Source organism: Variovorax sp. Varisp46 (assembly GCF_059491885.1).
Map to the genome: position 1 here is coordinate 784994 of NZ_CP168515.1, position 22023 is coordinate 807016.

Sequence of the window (22023 nt, forward strand, 5' to 3'; positions counted from 1 at the left end):
GCCGTCCGCGTGACGGCCTTTCTCTTTTTATGAACGGTATGCGGCCCTGACGGCCGCTCTTCTTGCGCAAGCCCAGCTATGAATTTGATAGTCATCATCGCGGCGACCCTGGTTGCCGGTATCGGGAGCGTCTGGCTCGCGGCCCTGTTGTTGAAGGTGGGTGTGCGCAGCGGGTCGGGCGGCGTGAACCCGCAGCACCTGCTGAGCCTGGCGGCCGGCGCGCTGCTGGCCACTGCCTTCATGCACCTGCTGCCCGAAGCCTTCGAAAGCCGCATCGAGCCGGCGCTGCTGTTCGCCGTGCTGCTGTTCGGGCTGGTGTTCTTCTTCCTGCTCGACAAGGCCGAGCTGTGGCACCACGGGCATGAGCATCACCATGGCGAGGAGAAGGGCGGGCACGACGGCCACGACCATGGCCACGAGCACTCGCACGCTCATGCACACGACCACGGGCCCCGCACCGGCGGGTGGGCCGTGCTCACGGGGGACAGCGTGCACTGCTTCGGCGACGGCATCCTGATCGCCTCGGCCTTCACCGCCGACCTGCGCCTTGGCCTGGTCGCCGCCATCGCGGTGCTGGCGCACGAAGTTCCGCATCACATCGGCGACCTCGTCGTGCTGCGCCAGAGTTCGGCCAACCAGCGCGCAGCGCTGGTGAAGGTGTCGCTGGCCGGCACCATGACCGCGCTGGGCGGCATCGCGGGCTGGTGGCTGGTCGATCAGCTGCACAGCTGGCTGCCGTACTTCCTGGTGCTGGCTGGTAGTAGTTTTGTCTACGTGGCGCTGGCCGACCTGATTCCGCAACTGCAAAAGCGCCTGCCGGCGCGCCAGACCGCCGCGCAGATCCTGTGGCTGGCCGCGGGCATCGTGCTGGTCACACTCGTGAGCCGGCTGGCACACGGCGAGCAAGGGCACGACCATGGCCACGACGACCCGGGCCACGGGGAGCACGGCCACGTGCACAAGGACTGACGGTCCTCCAGCTCCTGCAGGAAACTTCCCGACACCGATGCTGCGCGCCGGATGAACCGCAACGGTCGAAACAGGCGCACCATAGGGGGGCTGTCAGAAATCTGCCGAGGAACCGATCATGAACACCATCGACGCCACCGCGCGATCCGCTGCGCCCGCCGAAGACGACGAGGACGACATGCCCGCCGATGACTTCGAGGAGCAGGATGCCGACGTGTCCGACGACCTGTCGGAGGAAACGGGTATCGACCTCACCGATGCGAGCGAGCTCGATGCAGACAACGTGCCGGCCGACGAGGAATTCGATCGCGTCATGAACGCGCCCGACTGACCTCGCTCGCTCAGGCTGCGTCGCGCCGCGTGATTACCTGTCCGTTGCGTGCCCCGCTGTGCACGCCGGCGCGCCAGGTCACGGCGCCGTTCACGATCACCGCGTCGATGCCTTCGGCCGCCCGCGCAGGCGTTTCGTAGTTCGCTGTGTCGCGCACCGTCGCGGCGTTGAAGATCACCACATCGGCGTGGTGCCCCGGCTTCAGCGTGCCGCGCTCGTGCAGGCCGAAGTTGCGGGCCGTGAGCCCGGTCATCTTCCACACCGCCGTCTCCAGCGGGAACAGGCCGACATCGCGGCTGTAGTGGCCAAGCACGCGTGGGAAGGTGCCCCACAGGCGCGGATGCGGCTTCTCGCCCAGCGGAATGCCGTCGGAGCCGATCATGGTCTCGTCGAAGGCGAGGATGCGCTGCACGTCGTCCTCGTCCATCATGAAGTAGATGGCGCTGCCGGGCTGCAGCCGTTTCGCCGCCTCTTCGCCCGACACGCCCCATTCGGCGGCGATGTCCTTCAGGTCGCGGCCCGCGCACTCGGGATGCGGCACGCTCGACGCGATGAGCACGCGGCCTTCCATCATCCCGCGGTCGGTGCGGATCATGGTGGAACCCGCCGTGTACGGATAGCAGTCGAGCCCGATGCACTGGTGCTGCATCGCCTCCTTGATGAAGGGCAGCGTGACTTTCGTCTTGCCGAAGTTGTGCGTGTTCTGCACCTTGTGATGCGACACCACCACCGGGATGTCGAGCGCGCGGCCGATGTGGAAAGTCTCTTCGAGCGACTCCATCACGCGGTCGCTCTCATCGCGCATGTGCGTCACGTACAGCGCCTTGCGTGCGGTGAGCGGGCGGCCAACCTCGATGATTTCCTCGGTCGTCGCCTTCACGGCGGGCGGGTAGAAGGTGCCGGTCGACATGCCGATGGCGCCGGCCTGCATCGCTTCTTCGACCAGCGCCTGCATGGCTGCGATCTCGCTGTCGTTCGCGGGGCGGTCGAGGTCGGCCATGGCCACGGCGCGCAGGGTCGAGTGGCCGACCATCGCGGCCACGTTCACCGACGACGGCGTGGCGCGCAGCGCGTCGAGGTACGCGGCGAAGCTCGTGAAGCGGCCTTCCGCGGGCGACTCGAGCAGGCTCAGCGGCATGGGCAGGTCCATGTCCACGCGCAGCGGCGCGGCGCTGATGCCGCAGTTGCCCGCCACCACCGTGGTCACGCCCTGCGACACCTTGAAGGGCATCTGCGCCTGAGACAGCACAGCCTGGTCGTCGTGCGTATGCGAGTCGATGAAGCCCGGGGCGACGATGCGGCCGGTGGCGTCGATCGTCTGTTCCGCCGTGTGGCCCGCGAGCTTGCCGATGGCGACGATGCGGTCGCCGACGATGCCGATGTCTGCATCGAAGCGCGGCGCCTTGGTGCCGTCGATCACGGTGCCGCCGCGGATCAGAAGTTCGTAGTGAGGGAGCTTTTCGGACACGGGAGAAATCCTTTCTTCAGCGGAAATGGCAAGCGACCAGATGGCTTCCGTTCGCGGACGACGACGGCCGCTCGCCCAGCTCGGGCGCCTTCTCCTTGCACACCGCCTGCGCCATCGGGCAGCGGGTGTGGAAGCGGCAGCCCGAAGGCGGGTTCGCCGGGCTCGGCGGATCGCCCTGCAGCAGCATGCGCCGCGCCGGCGTGCGCGGGTTGGGCACCGGCACGGCCGACAGGAGAATCTCGGTATACGGATGCAGCGGCGCCGAGAACAGCGTGTCCCGGTCGGCGATCTCCACGATGTGGCCGAGGTACATCACCGCCACGCGATGGCTGATGTGGCGCACCACCGCAAGGTCGTGCGCGACGAAGAGATATGCGATGCCGAACTCGGCCTGCAGGTCCATCAGCAGGTTGACGACCTGAGCCTGCACCGACACGTCGAGCGCCGACACCGGCTCGTCGCACACGATCAGCTTCGGGTTCAGCGCCAGCGCCCGCGCGATGCCCAGGCGCTGGCGTTGCCCGCCCGAGAACTCGTGCGGAAATTTCTTCGCCGCTTCCGGCCGAAGGCCCACGCGCGAGAACAGCCACTGCACCCGTTCGCGCCGCTCGGCCGCCGCGCCCGTGCCGAAGTTGCGCATGGGCTCGGCCACGATATCGCCGGCCGTCAGGCGCGGGTTCAGCGAGGCGTACGGGTCCTGGAAGATGATCTGCAGCTGCCGCCGGCGCATGCGCATCTCGTTCGAGGAAAGCGTCAGCAGCTCCTCGCCTTCGAGCTGCACCGAGCCCGCGCTGGGCTCCACCAGCCGCAGCACCGATTTGGCCGTGGTCGTCTTGCCGCAGCCCGATTCGCCCACGAGCGATAGCGTTTCGCCGCGAGCGACGTCGAACGAAACGCCATCCACCGCCTGGATCGGCGGCCGGGCCGGCCGCAGCCAGCGCTTGGGCGTGGTGTAGTGCTTGCGCAGGTTGCGCACCTGCAGCAGCGGTGCGGTCGTTGTTGCTGCTGTCGTCATGCGGCCATCTCCTCGGCGCCGGCCGGTTGTGCCCAGTGTTCCTCGACGGCGAAGCAGGCCACCACGTGGTCGCCCTCCTGCGGCACCAGCTTCGGCGTTTCGGTGCGGCAGCGTTCACGCGCGTGGCTGCAGCGCGCGGCGAACGCGCAGCCCCGGCCCAGCTCGTGCGCGGCCGGCACCAGTCCCGGAATCTCGGTCAGTCGCGTGCTCGCGGTGTTCATCGCGGGCATCGAGGCCATCAGTGCGCGGGTGTAGGGATGCAGCGGGCGGTCGAACAGGTCGATGACGTCGGCTTCTTCCACCTTCTTTCCGGCGTACATGACCACCACGCGGTCGCAGCTCTCGGCCACCACGCCAAGGTCGTGCGTGATCATCACCACGCCCATGCCCAGCTCCTTCTGCAGCCGCTTGATGAGGTCGAGGATCTGCGCCTGGATGGTCACGTCCAGGGCGGTCGTCGGCTCGTCGGCGATCAGTACCTCTGGGTTGCAGGCCAGAGCCAGCGCGATCATCACGCGCTGGCGCATGCCGCCCGAAAGCTGGTGCGGGTACTCGTTCACGCGGCGCTCGGGCTCGGGAATCTGCACCACGCGCAGCATCTCGACCGCGCGCTTCATGGCGTCGGCGCGACTGGCCTTCTGGTGCAGCTGCACCGTCTCGGCGATCTGCCGGCCCACGGTGAGCACCGGGTTCAGCGATGTCATCGGCTCCTGGAAGATCATCGAGATGCGGTTGCCGCGGATCTGCCGCATCTCGCGTTCGCTGAGCTGCATCAGGTCGGTGCCGCGCAGCCGCACGGCGCCCATGTGGCGGCCCGGCGGCGTCGGCACCAGCCGCAGGATCGACAGCGCGGTCACGCTCTTGCCGCAGCCCGATTCGCCGACCACGCCGAGCGTGCGGCCCGCGCGCACGGTGTACGAAACCCCGTCGACCGAGCGCACTACGCCCGCCAGCGTGTGGAAATGGGTGCGCAGGTTGTCGACTTCGAGCAGCGGCTCGCCGGGGGCAAGTGCGGTGTGGGACATGGTGATCGTCATGGCATGCCCTTCACAGTTGCCGCGCCAGGCGCGGGTCCAGCGCATCGCGCAGGCCGTCGCCGAGCAGGTTGATGGCCAGCACCGTGGCCGCCAGCAGCAGGCCCGGGTACAGGATGATGTGGAACGCCACCGCCACGAAGTTGCGGCCCTCGGCCATCATGTTGCCCCAGCTCGGCGTCTGCGACGGCACGCCCACGCCGAGGAACGACAGCGCCGCCTCGGTCAGCACCGCCGCCGCCGCCACGAAGGTGGCCTGCACCACCAGCGGCGCCACGATGTTCGGCAGCACGTGGCGCAGCAGGATCATCGGCAGCCGCGTGCCGACCGCGTGCGCGGCCTCCACATACAGCTGTTCGCGCAGCGTGAGCGCGAGCGAACGCACCAGCCGCACCACGCGCGGAATCTCGGGCACGGTGATGGCGACGATCACCGTCGTCAGGCTGGCGCGCGTCACGGCCATCAGCGCGATGGCCAGCAGGATGCCGGGGATGGCCATGAGCCCGTCCATCACCCGCATGATCGGACCGTCCGCCCAGCGCACGAAGCCCGACACCAGCCCGAGCACGACACCGAAGAAAGTGGCCAGCACCGCGACCGTGGCACCCACGATCATCGACACCTGTCCGCCCCACACGGCGCGGCTGAACACGTCGCGGCCGAGCGCGTCGGTGCCGAACCAGTGCTCGCCCGACGGCGGCTGCATGCGCATCAGAGGGTCGATGTCCTGCGGGTCGTGCGTGGCGACCCAGGGGGCGCCGATGGAGAGGGCTGCCATCAGGATCAGCAGCAGTGCGCCGATGATCAGCGTCGGGTGTTTGCGCGCCCAGCGCCAGCGCGGCGGCACGAAGGGGGTGTCGCCGTGTGCATCCGGCACCGTGGGGGCGGGCGCGTCGATCTCGCTCATGGGGAGGACCGTGGACATGTTTGTTCAGTACTGGATGCGCGGATCGAACAGGCGGTAGCTCAGGTCGATCAGCAGGTTGATCAGCACGTACACCCCGGCCGACAGCAGCAGCACGCTCTGGATCACCGGGTAGTCGTGGCGCTGCACCGAGTCGATCACCAGCCGGCCCACGCCGGGAATGGCGAACACCGTCTCGGTGACCACCACGCCGCCGATCAGCAGCGCGATGCCCGCGCCCACGGTGGTGGCGATGGGAATGGCCGCGTTGCGCAGCGCGTGGCCCAGCACCGGCAGTACGCCCAGGCCCTTGGCGCGGGCGGTGCGGATGTAGTCCTCGTGCAGCACCTCGAGCACGGTGGCGCGCGTCATGCGCGTCACCAGCGCGATGTAGACCAGCGCCAGGTTCACGCAGGGCAGCACCAGCGAGCGCAGCCACTCGCCCGGGCCTTCGGCGAAGCGCACGTAGCCCTGCACCGGAAACCACGGCAGCTGGATCGCGAAGCTGTAGACCAGCAGGTAGCCCACGAGGAACACCGGCACCGAGAAGGCCAGCACCGCGAACAGCATCACCAGCCGGTCGATCCAGCTGCCCGCGCGGTAGGCCGCCAGCGTGCCCAGCGGCACCGACACCACCAGCGTGATGAGCATGGTCAGCGCCGCGATCGACACCGTGGGCTCCAGGCGCTGCCCCAGCAGCTGCGTGACCGGCATCTGCGTGAAGATCGAGGTGCCCAGGTCGCCGGTGAAGAGCTTGCCGATCCACAGCCCGAACTGCTGCCACAGCGGCAGGTTCAGGCCGAGCGCGGCGCGCAGCTTCTCGATGTCTTCCGTGGTGGCGAGGTCGCCCGCGATGAGCGCGGCCGGGTCGCCGGGCGACAGGTGGATCAGCAGGAACACCACCACGGCCACCACCGCCATGACGGGCAGGGTCGCGATGAAGCGTCGAACGATGTAGCCCATGGCGGTGCCCTCGAATCCCTATTGCCTGTCGAGCGCCCAGACCGTCGGCATGCCGGACCAGAGCTTGTCCAGCCCCTTCAGGCTGGTGCGCGCGGCGAAGGCGGCCGAGTACTGGCCCGCATTGATGTACGGCACGGCTTCATACGCGCGGGCCTGGAACGCGTCGAGCAGTTCCTTGCGCTTGGCGGGCACGGTCTCCTTCAGCCATGCGGTGCGCAGCTCGTCCAGCTGCTTGTCGCAGGGCCAGCCGGGCAGGGTGTTGCCGCAGGCCGCGCTCAGGTAGGCGTTGCTGATGGGCGAGTTGGCATCGAACTCGCCGGCCACGGTGACGTACATGTTCCAGCCGCCGGCATCGCCAGCGTCGCGCTTGGCGCGGCGCGCGCCGATGGAGGCCCAGTCCATGGTCTGGGCGTCGACGTTCAGGCCGATGCTCTTCATCGTCTGCGCGGCCATCAGCGCCTCGGCGTTCAGGTAGGGCACGTCGCTGGGTACCAGCAGCACCACCTTCTCGCCCTTGTAGCCGGCGTCGGCGAGCATCTTCTTGGCCTTGGCGACGTCGGCCTTGCGGTAGGGCTCGGCGCCGGCCGCGGTGTCGTTGGGGCTGCCGCAGATGAACCAGGTGGCGCAGTAGGCCATGCGCATGTCCAGCGGGAAGCCCATGGCCGCCATGAAGCGCTCCTGGCTCACGGCCTGCAGCAGCGCCTGGCGCACCTTCGGGTTGTTGAAGGGCGGATGCAGCTGGTTCATCACCAGGAAGCCCTGGTAGGCGCCGCCGGAGCCGATCTTCACGCCCGTGTCGGTGCGCAGCGGCGTGATGTAGTCGGGCGGCAGCTGCTCGATGATGTCGACCTCGCCGCGCTTGAGGGCGGCCACGGCGCTGTTGGCGTCAGGCAGGTAGAGCCACTCGACGCGATCGAAGCTGCTCTTCTTGCTGCCGGCCAGGCCGCTCGGCGGCTCGCTGCGCGCCACGTAGTTGGGGTTGCGCACGAACACCGCCTTGTTGCCCGGCACCCATTCGTCGCGCTTGAAGATGAAGGGGCCGGAGCCCAGCACTTCGGTCAGCGGCGCGGTAGCCGGCATCTTCGCCAGCCGCTCGGGCAGGACCACCGGCGGAAAGCCCGAGGGCTTGGCCAGCGCGTCGAGCACCATCCCGAAGGGCTCGTTGAGCGTGAGCGTGAAGCTGCGCGCGTCGGTGGCCTTCCACTCGGCACCGCTGGCCGTCATGGCGCGGCCGAGGCTGTCGCGTGCGGCCCAGCGTTGCAACGAGGCGACCGCGTCGGCCGAGGTGACGGCGCTGCCGTCGGAGAACTTGAGGTTGGGGCGCAGCGTGAAGCTCCACTGCTTGCCGTCCTTCGAGGCGGTGTACTTCTCCACCATCTGCGGCTGCGGCTTGCCGTTCGCGTCCTGCGCGAAGAGCGTGTCGTAGACCATGTAGCCGAAGTTGCGCGAGATGTAGGCGGTGGTGAAGGTCGGGTCGAGGATCTTCAGGTCGGCATGCGCCACCACCTTCAGCGTCTTGGGCTGCGGCGTCTGGGCATGTGCGGGAAGGCTCGCCGCGAAGGCGGTGGAAAGGGCCAGGGCGGCGAGAGCGCCAAGCGTCCGTCGTTTCATCGTCGGTTCTCCGGTGAGGGCAGGCAGCAAAAAAAAGAAGGAAGGGCTCAGGCCGCGACGCCGATCGGCCATTTCGGCAGGCGGGCCTTGCGATACGGCAGCGTGTTCAGGTCGAGCGTGACGGCGCCCGGTGCGCCTGCGTAGATGACGTGCTTCGCCACCTTGGAATACGACGCGTAGAAATGCTGGGAAGACTTCACGACGATGATCTTCTTGGCGGCGAGGTCGCAGCCCAGCTGCGTGAAGAGGTCGGTGCCCATCGCCTGGTTGCGCAGCGTGATCAGCACGATGTCGATGCCGTTGGCCTCGACCAGCGCGCTGTCGCCCATCAGCGTGGGCGTGCCGGCCAGGCCGGTCATCACCAGGTCGTGCTTGAGCGCCTTCACGGTGCATTCGACATCGAGAGGGTCGCCCGACAGCGGGCTGATCTTGCCGCCGAGGCGCATCGGCAGCTTCGCGCCCACGCCCGCGTCGAAGGCGATGCGCACCGCGATCGGGTCCCACAGCGGGCCCAGCGCCGCATTGGTGATGCCGCGCTCGACCATGCGGCGCAGGATGAAGGTGGAGTCGCTGGCCGCGCCGCCGCCGGGGTTGTCGGCGCCGTCGGAGATCACCACCGGCCCGCCGTCGAAGGCCAGGGCCTCGTCCAGCGATGCATCGATGCCTGGGTAGTTGACGGTGAGACCGTCGCGCATGGCGATGACCTCGTCGGCGAGCTGGCGCGCCAGCAGGTCGGCCTTCGCCTTGTCGCCGTCGGTGTAGACCAGCACCTTGGTGCCCATCTCGGGCACGTCGCCCCACGAGAAGCCGTGCGTGAGCGAGATCGAGAGCACGCCGTCCTTGCCCTCGAGCGACTGCATGCGCTCGACGAAGCCGCGCGCCGGCTGGCGCGAGGTGTGGACCGTGACGATCATGTCGCAGTCGACCACCGCGGGCACCGGCCGCACCTTGCCCTCGACCGTGGCGGCGCAGATGTCGACCAGCTCCAGCCCGCGTTCGAGCACGTCGGTGTGCGGGTACTCCTTGAAGGAGATCATCACGTTCGCGTTGGAGATCATCTGCGGCGTGAGGTGGTTGTGCGGGTCGAGCTCCGCGCCGATCACCACGTCGGGCCCGACGATCTGCCGCACGCGCGCCAGCAGGTCGCCCTCGCAGTCGTCGTAGCCGTCGGCCACCATCGCGCCGTGCAGGCCGAGCAGCACCATGTCGACCGGCAGCACCGCGCGCAGGTCGTCGAGCAGCTCGTCGCGCAGCGTCTCGTAGGCGTGGCGCGTGGTCGTGCCGCTGGGCTGCGCGCCGGCCACCATGCCTTCGAACAGCGTCCAGCCCTTGTCGGCGCCGCGCATCCGTGCGGCCCACAGCGGGCCCGAGAACAGCGTCATCGCCTCGGGGTGCTTGCCGGCGGGGAAGTAGCCACGGTCCTTGAAGGAGGCGAGGCCTGTCGGCATCGGACCGAAGGTGTTGGTTTCGGTGGCAAGGGAAGCACTGAAGACGCGCATGGTCGGACCTCGTGGGGTGGGTTTGTGTTTGTTGTCGGAGGCGGGCCGGGCTCAGCCCGCGGCCGTGCGCAACCGCTGCGGGCCCAGCATTTCCGCCGTGAGCCCGAAGGAGGCGATGCGCTCTGGCAGCGGCAGCCCGCGCGCCAGCGCGGCGCAGGCCTCGCCCATGGCGGCCGATGTCTGGATGCCGTAGCCACCCTGCGCAGCCACCCAGAAGAAGCCGGGCACGCCGGGTTCGAAGCCGCCGACGAGATCGCCGTCGGCCACGAAGGAACGCAGGCCGGCCCAGGTGCGCGTGGGGCGGCGGATGGCGAGGGTGGTCGCTTCCTCGATGCGATGCATGGCGATGGCGATGTCCATCTCCTCCGGCTGCACGTCCTGCGGCTCGACCGGATCGGCATTGGCCGGCGAGCCGAGCAGCATGCCGGCGTCGGGCTTGATGTACCAGCCCTCGTCGGCGCCGAACACCATCGGCCAGTGAGCCACGCTCTGGCCATCGGGTGGCGCGAAGATGAACGCCGAGCGCCGGCGCGGCTCGATGCCCAGCGGCGGCACGCCGGCCATGCGCGCGATGGTGTCGACCCATGCACCGGCCGCGTTGAGCACCACGGGCGCTTCGTACATCGCGCCGCCGGCTTCCACGCGCCAGCGGTCGCCCACACGTTGAATGGCCGTCACGCCCGCATCGCACACCAGCTTGCCGCCCGCGCGCCGCATGCCGCGCAGATAGCCCTGGTGGATGGCGTGCACGTCCATGTCGGACGCATCAGGCTCGTAGACGGCGCCTTGCACCTGCTCGGGACGCAAGGCCGGCACCATCTCGCGCGCCTCTTCGCCGCTCAGGCGCGAGGCGCCGGTGTTCATGTCGCGCAGCACCTGCCAGTGGGCTTCGAGCTCGGCCATGTGGTCGGCGCCCGCGACCATCATCGCGCCGCGGGGCGTGAGCAGCGGGTGCTCGCTGAAGCCTTCGGGCGGGTGTTCGAGGAAGGCCCGGCTCGCCATGGTGAGGGCACGCACCTGCGCGGTGCCGTAGCTTTCCATGAAGAGGGCGGCGGAGCGGCCGGTGGAGTGGTAGCCGGGTTGCGATTCGCGTTCGAGAAGGATCACGCGGGCGTGCGGCGCGAGCCAGTGGGCCACCGAGGCCCCGGCGATGCCGCCGCCGATCACGAGGAAGTCAGCCACGATGGGCTCTGCAGTGCTGGAAGTCATCGACGAAAAGTGTAGGAAGAAATTTGCGGATACGCAAATTAATTCAGAGGTGCCAAGGGGAAACCATGATGCACCGTGCTGGTGAAATTTGCGTTCACGCAATTTGCGTATACGCAACTTCCGCGCCTGCGTCACGCGGGTTGGCATGGATGGCGCGCGCCCCGGCTGGCAGAATCTCCGGCACCACAAGAGGAAGCCAAGCGTGAATCCACACACAGGGACCAAGACGGGCACGAAGCCCAGGGACGAGCCGCCCACGCTGGACCGCGTCACCTTCGGCAACCGCCTGCGCACTGCGCGCAAGCGCTTCGGCTGGACGCTGGCTCAGCTGGCCGAGCGCTCGGGCGTGTCGATCACCACCATCTCGCGCGCCGAGCGCGGCCAGCTCGCGCTGGGCTACGAGAACTTCACGGCGCTGGGCCGCGCTCTCGACATGGACATGAACGCCATGTTCGCCGGCGCCGGCGTCAAGCCCGCGCAGCTCGACGGGCCGGTGGTCACGCGCGCGGGCAAGGGCGTGGTCTACAAGGGGCTTTCCATCGCCTACGAGTTCCTCGGCACCACCGCGGCGGGCAAGCAGATGAGCCCCATCGTCGGCACGGTGCACGCCCGCAAGATCCACGGCCCGGAAGACTTCGTGCGGCACGGCGGCGAGGAGTTCGCCTATGTGCTGTCGGGCGAGATCGAGGTGCACTTCGACAACGGCGAGGTGGTGCGCATGGCCAAGGGCGACTCGCTGTACTTCGACAGCCGCCTGGGCCACGCCTATATCAGCGTGAGCCGCCAGCTTGCGCGCATCGTGGGCATGACCATCGGCGAGAGCGGGCACATGCAATCTGCGCGCGAGGCGCCTGCGTTGAAGGCGCCTCGCAAGACCGGGGCCGCGAAGAAGACCGCGGCTCGGGCCAAGCGCTGAGCAGCGTTCTCGCGCGGCGCCGGGTGTCTCCGATTTGCGCGCGGCCGGCGCCTTGCCCCGCTATGCTTGCCGTCGCCATTCACTCGGAAACCGAACATCATGACCATGCGTTCTTCCTTCTTCGCTCGCTGCTCGATTGCCGTGGCTTGCAGCCTGGTGCTCGGCGCTGCGCACGCCGCACCCGACGCCAAGCTGCTCGCCGCCGCCGAGAAGGCGCAGCCCGCCGTGATCGACAACCTCAAGGAGATGGTGCTGATCGAATCGGGCAGCCTCAACGTCGACGGCCTGCTCAAGATGGCTGACGTGGTGGAAGGGCGGTTGAAGGCCGCCGGCTTCAAGACCGAGCGCCGCAAGGCCACGGCCGGAGCGGGCGCCGACCTCGTCATCGGCACCCTCAAGGGCACGGGCAAGCGCAAGATCATGCTGCAGGGTCACATGGACACGGTGTACGCGCCCGGCATCCTGAACAGCCAGCCCTACAAGGTCGACGGCAACCGCATCTACGGCCCCGGCATCGCCGACGACAAGGGCGGCCTCGCGGTGATGCTGGCGTCGCTGAAGATCCTGGCCGACGCCGGCTGGCGCGACTACGACACGCTCACCGTGCTGATGAATCCCGACGAGGAAGTGGGCTCGGTCGGCTCCGGCGAACTGATCGCCACCATGGCCGACCAGCACGACACGGTGCTGTCTTTTGAACCGACGGTGGCGAAATCGGTGGCCAAGGGCGAGTCGCTGCTCCTGGGCGCGGCCGGCATCGCACAGGCAACGATGGAGGTGAAGGGCCGCGCCGCGCATGCCGGTGCCGCGCCCGAACTGGGCCGCAACGCGCTGTACGAACTGTCGTACCAGATGCTGCAGACCAAGGACCTCGCCAAGGACATTCCCGGCGTGACGCTCAATTGGACCGTGGCACGCGCCACCGGCCCCATCAACCAGATCACCGAGAAGGCGCAGGCGCTGGGCGACATCCGCATCACGCAGCCGGGCGCCGAGAAGAAGCTCAACGAAGCGCTGCAGGCCAAGATCGCCGCCGGCAAGCTGATTCCCGACACCGAGACCACGGTGAAGGTGGAAGTGGGCCGCCCGGCCTTCATCGCGGGCGACAAGGGCCGCGCGCTGGCCGAGAAGGCGCAGGCCATCTACAAGGAAATCGACCGCGAGCTCGCGCTGACGCCGATGACCGGCGGCGGCACCGATGCGGGCTATGCGGGCCGTTCGGGCAAGGCAACGGTGGTCGAGAGCTTCGGCCTCGCGGGCTTCGGCTATCACGCACGCGACGAGTACATCGAAGTCGATTCGATCGTGCCGCGCATCTACCTCGTCACGCGGCTGCTGACCGAAATCGGCAAGAACTGACAGGTTCTGAAAAGAGCCGGCATGCGTTAGCCGGCTCGCCGCTCAGGGACGCTCTTGCGGCTGCCCTGGTTCGCCGTGACGGGGCGGGCGATGGGCCGCTGCTGCTGCTGCTGCCGCCGCCACGCGCTGTTGTTGCTGTTGCGCCTGTTGCTGGGCGTGCTGCTGCGCTGCCTGCTGTTGCTGCGCCTGTTGTTGTTGGCGTTGCTGTTGCATCTGCATCGCCTGTTGCTGCTGTTGCTGGTGCGCGGCTTGCTGTTGCGCCTGTTGCTGGCGCATCTGCTCCATCTGTGCCTGCTGCTGCTGCTGCTGCTGGCGCGCTTGGTTCTGCGCCTGTTGCTGCTGTTCCCGTTGGTGCTGGATCTGGGCCTGTTGTTGCTGCTGTTGCTGGTGCGCGGCTTGCTGTTGCGCCTGCTGCTGACGCATTTGCTCCATCTGTGCCTGCCGCTGCTGGCGCGCCTGGTTCTGCGCCTGTTGCTGCTGCTCCCGTTGGTGCTGGACCTGTGCCTGTTGTTGCTGTTGCTGTTGCTGCAACTGGGCCTGCTGCTGCGCTCGCGCTTGCTGTTGTGCCTGCTGTTGTTGCTGCATCTGCTGGCGTCTTGACTGCTCCAACTGCGCCTGCTGCTGCTGTGCTCCCGGCGGTTGGCCCGCGAGGCGCGCCGGCGGGTGCTGCTGCTGATGCGCCTGTTGTTCTGCCTGCTGCGCTTGTTGTCGACGCAATTGGTCCTGCTGCTGTTGCTGAAGCTGTGCTTGCCGCCCCTGCTGCTGCTGCTGCTGTTGCTGCAGTTGCTGCGCGTGAAGCTGCTGCGCCTGTTGTTGTTGCGCCTGCTGCTGCGAGCGCTGCTGCGCCTGTTGCTGCATCTGCTGCTGGCGAAGCAGGGCCTCCTGCTGGCGGGCCTGCTGTTGTTGCTGCTGCTGGGCCAGCGCGGCTTGTTGCTGCATCTGCTGTTGCTGCTGCGGCGCGAAGCCCGGAGCGGTCGCGAAGTTGGGTGCCGCGGCGCCGGCCGGCAGCCCGCGCGGTGCGCCGCCGTTGTTGTTGTAGACGGTGCGCACGTTGTTCACGTTGTTGACCACCGTGGTCGAGCGCGAGATGTAGGTGTTGTTGTTGTAGACCACGGCCGGGCGGTAGGCCGGGGGCGGCGGTGCGCCGCGGTCTCGGGCGCGCCAACCCGGCGCGCCCCAGTTCACGTTCCACGAATGCCAGCCCCAGTCGTGCCGCTCCAGCGCCGCACCGACCACCACGCCGGCGCCGAACGCGAGCACGCCGGCCGTAATCATCTGGCCCTGGCTGTAGCCCGGCGCCACCTCGACCGGCGGCGCATACGCATAGCCGGGGTACACCGGCTGCGGCGTGCCGTAGATCACCTGCGGGTCATAGGCCGGCACATACACCACGTCGGGCTGCACGGGCTCGATGGTGATGTATTGCGGCGGCGGTTCGATCACCGCGGGGCCGCTGTAGTACGCGGCTTGTGAATCGGGCACGGGCGCGTAGTTCTGTGGCGTCGCCGCGCTGACCACGCGCAGCTTGTCGTTGTTCTTGAGCCGGCCGGCCTTGGCCGCGCGTTGCCGCATGACCTGGATCGCGTTCATCACGTCGGTCGGGTCGTTGTAGTAGGCCTTGCCCAGCGACTCGGTCCACGGGATGTTGGCGGCCATCTGGTCGACCACGCTGCGGAAGGCGGTGAGCGACTTCACGCTAGGGTCCCAGGGCTGCTGGTTGGCTGCATCGGCCAGCGGTCCGGCCTTGAGGCCGCGGTTCTGCGCGAGCCAGTCGTGCGCGGCGGTGATCTGCTCGGGGTAGGTGGCGCCGGCCAGGATCTGCGCGACCAGCTTGTCGGGGTACAGCGCAATGGGCGCGACCATCTGGTAGAGCTGGTCGGCCGAGGGTGGCACATAGGCCACTGGCACGGCTGCAGGCGCGTTGTTCTGCGGCACCGACGGCGCGGGAATGGACGATGCGGCGGGGTCGACGGCAGCGGTCGGCGTGCTGGTTGGCTTGTCGCAGCCTGCGATGGCGAGTGCGCCGATGCACACCGAAATCGTCAGGAGCCGCGGGACCGTTGGGCGATGGGTTTTTGTCATCTGGAGTTCCATGTGGGCGCCGGCGTCGGCCCGGAACTCTTTCAACGGTGCGCGGCGGCAGGCGATGACAAAGCCTGCGCCCCGGATGCAACGGTCTGTGTCGGTTCTGCGCGGTCAAGCCTGTCGGCGCAGAACCACACGGCCAGGAGGCCGCTGCCTTGCTGCGGCTACTTGGCGCCGCCCGTGTACTTGGTGACGCTGGTGGCACTCACGTGATAGCCGCTCACGCCCATCATCGAATCGTTGCGCAGGGTCTGCAGCTTGCCGGTGACCCATACCGTGTCCATGGCGCGGAACTTGGCGCCCTTCTGCGGCACCACGTGCAGGATCTGGTTGGCCGGCGGCGGCGGCGTGTGGATGCAGGCGCCGAAGTAAGGCACCAGCAGGAACTCGGTGACTTCGCCCTTGGCTTCCTCGAGCGGCACGATGAAGCCGGGGATCCTGACTTCGGTGCCGTTCATCGCAGGATTGGTCGGCGCGTTGTTCGACACCTCCTGCATCTTCATGAGCATCTCGTTGGCGCGCGGGTCGCCGTCGTCGAGCGCGCTCAGGTCCATGCCCTTGAATTCCTTCGCCGGGTCCCAGTCCTTGGGCACCAGTTCTTCCCAGGTGATCTGGCGCGGCTGGCCCGGCACGGCCTTGGGCGCGGCTGGCGTTGCCTTGCCACCCAGCGGGTTGTTGGCGGTGGTGTCCTTGGGTGCAGGCTCCACGGCCCAGGCGGCGGCGGCAAGGCCGGTGCCTGCGAGCAGCATCGAAAGCCGGATGAAAGCTTTGCTTTTGGACGTCGTGTGTGCGATGGGCATGATTCAAATTCTCGGTGAGAGGCCGTCGGCAAGGGAGAGGCGGTAGGCGCGGATGCCGGGCAAGAGGCTTGCCAGCCATCCGGCCGCCAGCAGGCTTGCCATCAGCAGCCATTCGTTCAGTGTAGGTTCCGAGAGGCTCAGTGTCAGTCCGAACTGCGACTGCAGCCATGGCGAGAGCAGGGTGATGCCCAGCACAGCCATCACCACGCCGAAGGCCACGCCGAGCACGGTGACCATCGCGCCTTCGAGCGCGAGCAGCGCCAGCACATGGCGCAGGCCAGCGCCCACGGCGCGCAGCACGGCGAGTTCGCGGCGGCGTTCGTTGAGGCCGGCCATCACCACCGAGACCAGCCCCGCGAGGCTGACCAGAGCGACCAGCGCGGACATCAGCAGCAGCGCGTTCTCGCCGATGCCGATCACGCTCCACAACTCGTCGAGCGCCACGCCGGGCAGGATGGCCATCAGCGGTTCGCCGGTATAGGTCGAGATCCATCGCTGCACGCCGAACACCGCGGCGCGGTTCTTCAGGCCCACCAGCGCGGCCGTCACGTTCTTGGGCGTGAGGTCGAACTTGCGTACCTGCTCGGCCGGAATGTGCACGCCCGGCATCGGCGCGCCGCCCACCCATTCGAGGTGGATGGCCTCCATCGCGGCGAGGCCGATGTGCACCGTGCGGTCGACCGGCGTGCCGGTGCGCGCGAGCACGCCCACCACGGTGAAGGGCTTGTCCGCATGCTCGGCCACGTTGAGTTCGCCGCTGCCGTGGGCGAGGGTGATCTTCTGGCCCACGCGGTAGCCGAGCTTGTCGGCCACTTCGGCGCCCACCACCGCATCGAACAGCTCGCTGAAGGGCTTGCCTTCGCGCAGCTTCAGCGTCTGCCTGTCGCCGTAGCGGAAGTGCGTGAAGTAGTCGGTGGACGTGGCCAGCACCGCGAAGCCGCGGTGCGAATCGCCGAGCGACAGCGGCACCACCCAGTCGACACCCGGGTGCGCGGACAGGGCCTGCACGCTCTTCCACGAGATGTTGTTGGTGGCCGCGCCGATGCGGAACACCGAGTACAGCAGCAACTGCGTCGAGCCGGTGCGCGCGCCTACGATCAGGTCGGTGCCCGAGACGGACGATGAGAAGTTCTCGCGCAGCTCGGTGCGGATGCGTTCGACACCCAGAAGAAGAAAGGTCGACAGTGCGATCGAGAACACGGTAAGCGCGAGCGTGAAGCGCCGGTTCCAGGCGCTGTGCCATGCAATGGAGAAGAGTGCCTTCATGCGTCCACCGCCATCGCGCTGGTGGCCGCACGGTTGATCTCGGGCAGCAGCACATGCCGCGCGAAGCGCTGCGCGATGCGCTGGTCGTGGCTCACGAACACCAGCGCGCTGTGGTGCTCGGCGCAGGCTGTCAGCAGCACGTCGAGGAAGGCTTCGCGCCGGTCTTCGTCGAGCGCGGAGGTGGGCTCGTCGGCAATCACCACCTCGGGCTGGCCGATGAGTGCGCGCGCGGCGGCCACGCGCTGCTGCTGCCCGACCGACAGCTGAACGGCCTGGCGCTTCCACAGGTTGCGGTCGAGGCCCATCTGGTCGAGCAGGTGCTCGGCCTCGTCGCGCGAGCTGCCGTTGCGCGATGCATTCGCCTCGCGCCGCTGCGAGAAGCGGCAGGGCAGCAGTACGTTGTCGATCACGCTCAGGTACGGCAGCAGGTTGAACTGCTGGAAGATGTAGCCCACATGGGCCACGCGGCTGCGGTCGCGTGCGGCGCCCGAGAGCTTCGACCAGTCGTGTCCGAGCAGCGTGACCCGGCCTTCGTCGGCCACCAGCACGCCGGCCAGCAGCGACAGCAGCGTGCTCTTGCCGCAGCCGCTCGGGCCGTGCAGGAACACCGATTCGCCCGCGGTGATGCGAAAGGCCTCGATGTCGATGCACGGTTTCTTCACGCGGGGCCATGCGAAGCGCAATGCTTCGGCTGCGAGCACGACGCGCAAGGGCGACGGCTCGGCCTGCAGGGAGGTACTCACAGCCTTACTTGCCCCAGCTCAGGCGGACGGGCTGGGCGGCTTGCGCACCGGCAGGGCGCTTCAGCTGGCGCTTGAACTGTCCCTGCGCCGTGGCAATCTGCGAGTCGATCTGGCGCAAGCCTTTGAATGCACCGAACAGGTTGAGGTCGATGAACTTCGCGGCGGCCGCGTTGGTGCAGTTGAAGGAGAAAGTGGCGTCGAGGTCGGCGTGGCCGACGGGCTCGGCGGGGTCGGGGTTGCCCAGGCCCAGCGCGCCTGAGCGCAGGTCGACCGGTCCGAGCTTGCAGTTGGCGGCGGGGTCGACGATGAAGAGCTTGTCGGCCGCACGCAGCTGGGCGACGGCCTCTTCGACGAGCTTCTTCTCGGCATCGGTCTTGGGTGCGCGTTCGAAGCCGATGATGTTGTCCAGGGGCGACTCCATGTCGATCACCACCGTGGGGCCGTCGACGGCCACGTCGAGCTTGAGCTGGCCGTGCACGTGGGCGTGCTGCTGCTGGGCCTGTGCCGGGAGGAACGGGGCCGCCGCGAAGAGCGCGGCGGCGATTGCGAGTCCCGCGGTGCGTTGGAAGCTCCGGAATGGTCGACTCGTCGTCATCAATGTCATGGTTCAGCGCCTTGCCGGGTCGGCAGCCCCGGCGTGTTGCTCCACTCGCTCCAGCTGCCGGCATAGAGCGCGGTCGTCCCGAACCCCGCGATCTGCATGGCGAGCAGATTCGGCACGGCGCTCACGCCGCTGCCGCAATGGTGGACGACGGTCGCCGCGTCGCGTCCCGCGAGCAGCGCTTCGAACTCGGCACGCAATTGCGATGCCGGCTTGAATTTGCCGTCGGGGCCGAGGTTGTCGGCGAAGGGCCGGTTGAGGGCCCCGGGGATGTGACCGGCAATCGGGTCCAGAGGTTCCACCTCGCCGCGGTAACGTGCGCCGGCGCGTGCATCGATCAGGTTCTGGTCAGGCTGGCCGAGCCGGCGCACCACGGTGTCGGTGGTCACGAGCTTCGCGATGGGTTCGCCCGCGACGAAGTTCGACTGGAAGCGCGCGGGCTCCTCGCGGTCGGTGACTTCGCCGCCCGCGGCCTGCCAGGCCTGCAGGCCGCCGTCGAGCACGGCCACAGCCTCGTGGCCCATCCACTTGAGCATCCACCATAGGCGGCCACAGTAGTTGGCGCCGTTGCGGTCGTACACCACGGCCTGCATGCCGTTGGCGAAGCCGATGCTCGACAGCCACGCCGCGAACTTTTCGCGGCTGGGCAGCGGGTGGCGCCCGCCCGATGCGGGCACGCCGTCTTCCTGCGCCACCACCACCTCGCCGTGTGCACCCGGGACGCCGTGCCTGGCGCTGAGGTCGGTGTCGAGGTTGGCGTACAGGGCGCCCGGAATGTGGGCGGCGGCGTACTGCTGCGCGCCCGCTTCGGGCTTCATGAGGTCGAAGCTGCAGTCGAACACCATCAAGGGCGTGTCGCCCGCTTGCAATTGCTGGAGTTGTTCGACGGAGATGAGGGTGGTGTACATGGCGTGTGCTCCTTCGAAATCGAGAATGTATTTATGTCGTTCAGTGCTCTTCGGCCGGCGCCTTGGGCACCGCCCGCTGTCGCAACACGGTTGCGGCAATGCCGCTCGCGATGATGAGCGCCATCCCGGCCCAGCCGGTGGCATCGATGCGGTCGTTGAACAGCACCACGCTGTAGAACGCAGCAAACACGATGCCCGAATACTGCAGGTTGGCCACCACCAGCGTACCGGCTGCGGTCTTGGCGGTTGCGTAGGCGCGGGTCATGCAGAGTTGTCCGAGGGCGGCCAGCAAGCCAATGGGCAGCAGCCACAGCGCATGCTGCCACGTCCATGCACCGCCGTCCGAAAACCCGGTGGTCGCCGTGGCAATGCCACCGGCCACGGCCGAGCCCACCGCGAAGTAGAAGACCGTGCGAAGTTCGGGCTCGCCGATGCGCGACAGCGCCACCACCTGCATGTAGGCAAAGGCGGCCGTGAGGCCCGACAGCAGGCCCAGCATGCCCGCGAAGCCTTCGTTGGCGTTGACGCTGGGCTTGAGCATCAGCACCACGCCCGCGAAACCCGCCAGCACGGTCAGCACCAGCGCGCCCTGCAGCGGCGGGCGTTCCACGCGCCCGTCGCGCCCGGGCACCGGCACCCACGCCAGCAGCGAACCGCCGACGAGGAAGGCCGCGACCCACACGCTGCTCATGTAGTTGAGCGTGACGGCGGTGGCCAGCGGCATGTGGGCGATGGCATAGAACCACGCGCCCAGCGAGACCACGCCGATGGTGCTGCGCCAGGCGTGCATGCCGGGGTAGCGGGTGGCCAGGGAGACGCTGCGGTTGCGGGCCAGGAGCCAGAGGAAGACGATGCCGATGAGGCCGCGGCCCAGCACCATCTCGCCGCTGTTGAACCACGCCGAGGCCACCTTGACGACAACGCTCATCGTGGCGAACAAAAAGGCGCCGAGCACCATCCAGAGCGCTTGCACTATCTACTCTCCCCCAGGCTTCGCGCACTTCGTGTCGCTTCTCCTACCCCCTCACCGGGGGCAACACCAGCGGCCCGGCAAAGCCGGTTCCGCGGTGTTTCCATCACACCCGTCGATGCGGCTGTCATCGACTCAGGCGTTCTGCATCGCGCTGCGATACCACTCGTGGAACTGCTGCATGCCGTCTTCCATCGGGCTCTGGTAAGGGCCCGTTTCGTTGTCGCCGCGCAGCATCAGCGCGCGGCGGCCGGCGTCCATGCGCTCGGCGATCTCGTCGTCTTCCACGCAGGTTTCCATGTAGGCGGCCTGCTGGGCTTCGACGAACTCGCGCTCGAACGCGACGATTTCCTCGGGGTAGAAGAATTCGACCATGTTGAGCGTCTTCGTCGGGCTCACGGGGTGCAGGGTAGACACCGTGAGCACGTGCGGATACCACTCGACCATCACATGCGGGTAGTAGGTGAGCCAGATGGCGCCGTACTTCGGCGGCTTGCCGTCGCGGTACTTGAGCAGTTGCTCCTGCCACTTCTGGTAGATCGGGCTGCCCGCGCGGCCCAGGCGGTTGGCCACGCCCACCGTCTGCACCGAATAGCGGGGCTTGAACTCCCAGCGCAGGTCGTCGCAGGTGACGAAGCTGCCCAGTCCCGGATGGAACGGGCCAACGTGGTAGTCCTCGAGGTAGACCTCGATGAAGGTCTTCCAGTTGTAGTTGCACTCGTGCAGTTCGACGCGGTCGAGCGCATAGCCGCTGAAATCGAGATCGGCCTGCGGCCCGAGGCCGGCCATGTCAGCCGCCACGTCAGGGCCTGAGCCATCCGGGTTCTTCTCGAACAGAAGGCCGTTCCATTCGGTCAGCGGGTAGTTGTGCAGGTTCAGGCAGGGGTCCTGCTCGAAATGCGGGGCGCCGATCAGCGTGCCGGTGGTGCGCGAATCGCTTGCGGCGTAGGTCCAGCGGTGCAGCGGGCAGACGATGTTGCCGCCGGCCTGGTTGTCGAGCCGGCCCCGGCCCTGGAGGATCAGGGCCTGGCGGTGGCGGCAGACGTTGGAGATCAGCTCCACGCCCTTGGGTGTGTGAACCAGCGCACGGCCCTGGTGCTCCTGCGGCAAGGTGTGGAAGTCGCCCATTTCGGGCACGGCCAGGCGATGGCCGACATAGCGGGGCCCTCGCGAAAAAAGGTTCTGCATTTCGCGGGCATAGAGTGCCTCGTCGAAATACGCGGAAACTGGAAGTTGGCTCGCGGCCTGCTGCAGTTGAAGACTTAAATCAGACATGGAGGACCTGACCAAGCTCCCCACAGGGAGAAAAAAAGGAAAGAACGGAAAGGCGCCGTCCGGGAGGCTCGACGGCCCGAAGAGTGTGTTGACGTCG

The 22023-nt window shown here is 68.0% G+C and carries 20 protein-coding genes; 4 read left to right on the forward strand and 16 right to left on the reverse strand.

Going from position 1 to position 22023, the window contains the following annotated elements; genetic code table 11:
• Positions 1-78: 78 nt before the first annotated feature.
• Positions 79-969, forward strand: a complete 891-nt coding sequence (locus tag ACEN9N_RS03625) for a ZIP family metal transporter (RefSeq protein ID WP_495655369.1) — start codon at positions 79-81, stop codon at positions 967-969.
• 118 nt (positions 970-1087) lie between these two features.
• Complete coding sequence (locus ACEN9N_RS03630) at positions 1088-1300, forward strand: hypothetical protein (RefSeq protein ID WP_007831182.1); 213 nt, start codon at positions 1088-1090, stop codon at positions 1298-1300.
• A 10-nt stretch (positions 1301-1310) separates the two neighbouring features.
• Here the strand turns inward: ACEN9N_RS03630 and ACEN9N_RS03635 are convergent, their stop codons facing one another.
• From ACEN9N_RS03635 to ACEN9N_RS03670, 8 genes are read right to left on the reverse strand one after another with little or no spacing between them, the layout of a single operon-like run.
• Positions 1311-2768 (reverse strand): N-acyl-D-amino-acid deacylase family protein, encoded by a 1458-nt coding sequence (locus tag ACEN9N_RS03635; protein WP_495655370.1) that lies wholly within the window; start codon positions 2766-2768, stop codon positions 1311-1313.
• A gap of 16 nt (positions 2769-2784) precedes the next feature.
• Positions 2785-3783: an ABC transporter ATP-binding protein gene (locus ACEN9N_RS03640; RefSeq protein WP_413313400.1), complete on the reverse strand. Its 999-nt coding sequence runs from the start codon at positions 3781-3783 to the stop codon at positions 2785-2787.
• Positions 3780-4820 carry an ABC transporter ATP-binding protein gene (locus tag ACEN9N_RS03645; RefSeq protein WP_007831171.1) on the reverse strand — a complete coding sequence of 347 codons (1041 nt, stop codon included), beginning with the start codon at positions 4818-4820 and terminating at the stop codon, positions 3780-3782. The genes ACEN9N_RS03640 and ACEN9N_RS03645 overlap by 4 nt, the downstream gene beginning before the upstream one ends.
• A gap of 10 nt (positions 4821-4830) precedes the next feature.
• Positions 4831-5724, reverse strand: coding sequence for an ABC transporter permease (locus ACEN9N_RS03650; protein ID WP_413313530.1), 894 nt, complete (start codon positions 5722-5724; stop codon positions 4831-4833).
• A gap of 24 nt (positions 5725-5748) precedes the next feature.
• Positions 5749-6684, reverse strand: a complete 936-nt coding sequence (locus ACEN9N_RS03655) for an ABC transporter permease (RefSeq protein ID WP_007831166.1) — start codon at positions 6682-6684, stop codon at positions 5749-5751.
• An 18-nt stretch (positions 6685-6702) separates the two neighbouring features.
• Positions 6703-8295 (reverse strand): ABC transporter substrate-binding protein, encoded by a 1593-nt coding sequence (locus ACEN9N_RS03660; RefSeq protein WP_495655371.1) that lies wholly within the window; start codon positions 8293-8295, stop codon positions 6703-6705.
• A gap of 47 nt (positions 8296-8342) precedes the next feature.
• Positions 8343-9794 (reverse strand): M81 family metallopeptidase, encoded by a 1452-nt coding sequence (locus ACEN9N_RS03665; protein ID WP_495655372.1) that lies wholly within the window; start codon positions 9792-9794, stop codon positions 8343-8345.
• A gap of 51 nt (positions 9795-9845) precedes the next feature.
• Positions 9846-11003 (reverse strand): NAD(P)/FAD-dependent oxidoreductase, encoded by a 1158-nt coding sequence (locus ACEN9N_RS03670; RefSeq protein WP_495655373.1) that lies wholly within the window; start codon positions 11001-11003, stop codon positions 9846-9848.
• A 202-nt stretch (positions 11004-11205) separates the two neighbouring features.
• Here ACEN9N_RS03670 and ACEN9N_RS03675 point away from each other — a divergent pair, with 202 nt between their 5' ends.
• A complete protein-coding gene (locus tag ACEN9N_RS03675; RefSeq protein ID WP_495655374.1) occupies positions 11206-11919 on the forward strand; it encodes a helix-turn-helix domain-containing protein in 714 nt (237 codons plus the stop codon).
• 99 nt (positions 11920-12018) lie between these two features.
• Positions 12019-13278, forward strand: coding sequence for a M20/M25/M40 family metallo-hydrolase (locus ACEN9N_RS03680; RefSeq protein ID WP_413313395.1), 1260 nt, complete (start codon positions 12019-12021; stop codon positions 13276-13278).
• 42 nt (positions 13279-13320) lie between these two features.
• On the opposite strand, the gene ACEN9N_RS03685 is transcribed toward ACEN9N_RS03680, so the two are convergent.
• The 8 genes from ACEN9N_RS03685 to ACEN9N_RS03720 all read right to left on the reverse strand — a co-directional run bounded on the left by ACEN9N_RS03685 (position 13321) and on the right by ACEN9N_RS03720 (position 21926).
• Positions 13321-15360, reverse strand: coding sequence for a DUF3300 domain-containing protein (locus ACEN9N_RS03685; protein WP_495655375.1), 2040 nt, complete (start codon positions 15358-15360; stop codon positions 13321-13323).
• 167 nt (positions 15361-15527) lie between these two features.
• Positions 15528-16163 (reverse strand): DUF3299 domain-containing protein, encoded by a 636-nt coding sequence (locus ACEN9N_RS03690; RefSeq protein WP_495655376.1) that lies wholly within the window; start codon positions 16161-16163, stop codon positions 15528-15530.
• 3 nt (positions 16164-16166) lie between these two features.
• Positions 16167-17429 (reverse strand): ABC transporter permease, encoded by a 1263-nt coding sequence (locus tag ACEN9N_RS03695; RefSeq protein ID WP_413749263.1) that lies wholly within the window; start codon positions 17427-17429, stop codon positions 16167-16169.
• Entirely contained in the window at positions 17426-18172 is a 747-nt protein-coding gene (locus ACEN9N_RS03700; protein ID WP_042673075.1) for an ABC transporter ATP-binding protein, read from the reverse strand. The genes ACEN9N_RS03695 and ACEN9N_RS03700 overlap by 4 nt, the downstream gene beginning before the upstream one ends.
• A 4-nt stretch (positions 18173-18176) precedes the next feature.
• The gene (locus tag ACEN9N_RS03705) at positions 18177-18776 is read right to left on the reverse strand and encodes a DUF2796 domain-containing protein (protein ID WP_007831140.1); all 600 of its coding nucleotides are present in this window, start codon (positions 18774-18776) and stop codon (positions 18177-18179) included.
• Positions 18773-19681 carry a sulfurtransferase gene (locus tag ACEN9N_RS03710; RefSeq protein ID WP_413313392.1) on the reverse strand — a complete coding sequence of 303 codons (909 nt, stop codon included), beginning with the start codon at positions 19679-19681 and terminating at the stop codon, positions 18773-18775. The genes ACEN9N_RS03705 and ACEN9N_RS03710 overlap by 4 nt, the downstream gene beginning before the upstream one ends.
• 40 nt (positions 19682-19721) lie before the next feature.
• On the reverse strand, positions 19722-20639 hold the full coding sequence (locus ACEN9N_RS03715; protein ID WP_413313528.1) for a DMT family transporter: 918 nt from the start codon (positions 20637-20639) through the stop codon (positions 19722-19724).
• Between the two features lie 147 nt (positions 20640-20786).
• Entirely contained in the window at positions 20787-21926 is a 1140-nt protein-coding gene (locus ACEN9N_RS03720) for an aromatic ring-hydroxylating oxygenase subunit alpha (protein ID WP_007829282.1), read from the reverse strand.
• Positions 21927-22023: the final 97 nt, after the last annotated feature.